Raw genomic sequence first — 329 nt, 5'->3', positions numbered from 1 at the left:
ACTGTTAATATAAAGAACAGCATTTGGGGCTGTAGCTCAGCTGGTTAGAGCACCGTGTTGATAACGCGGGGGTCGTTGGTTCGAGTCCAACCAGCCCTACCAGTTTCTGTAGTCTGTATTACCCATTGGGGGATTAGCTCAGCTGGGAGAGCACCTGCTTTGCAAGCAGGGGGTCGTCGGTTCGATCCCGTCATCCTCCACCAAAAGTTCAAACGTAAATCAGTGTTGAATTCAACGCCGGGATTTAGGTTTGGTCTTTTCGAGACCAAGTGCTGTATGTTCTTTAACAATCTGGAAGAAGTAAAGATTATTTATTGATCGGTTTGCCG

At 47.1% G+C, this 329-nt stretch carries 2 tRNA genes; both read left to right on the top strand.

Going from position 1 to position 329, the window contains the following annotated elements:
- Window positions 1–25: 25 nt before the first annotated feature.
- Window positions 26–102 (top strand) — tRNA-Ile (locus tag NCG91_RS27915).
- Window positions 103–127: 25 nt separating this feature from the next.
- Window positions 128–203, top strand: a tRNA-Ala gene (locus NCG91_RS27910).
- The last annotated feature ends 126 nt before the right edge of the window (window positions 204–329 follow it).

The organism is Janthinobacterium kumbetense (assembly GCF_023703445.1).
In the GTDB taxonomy this organism is placed as follows: domain Bacteria; phylum Pseudomonadota; class Gammaproteobacteria; order Burkholderiales; family Burkholderiaceae_D; genus Janthinobacterium; species Janthinobacterium kumbetense.
The sequence above is the reverse complement of the archived record's forward strand: the minus strand, read 5'-3'. Positions and strand labels throughout refer to the sequence as shown.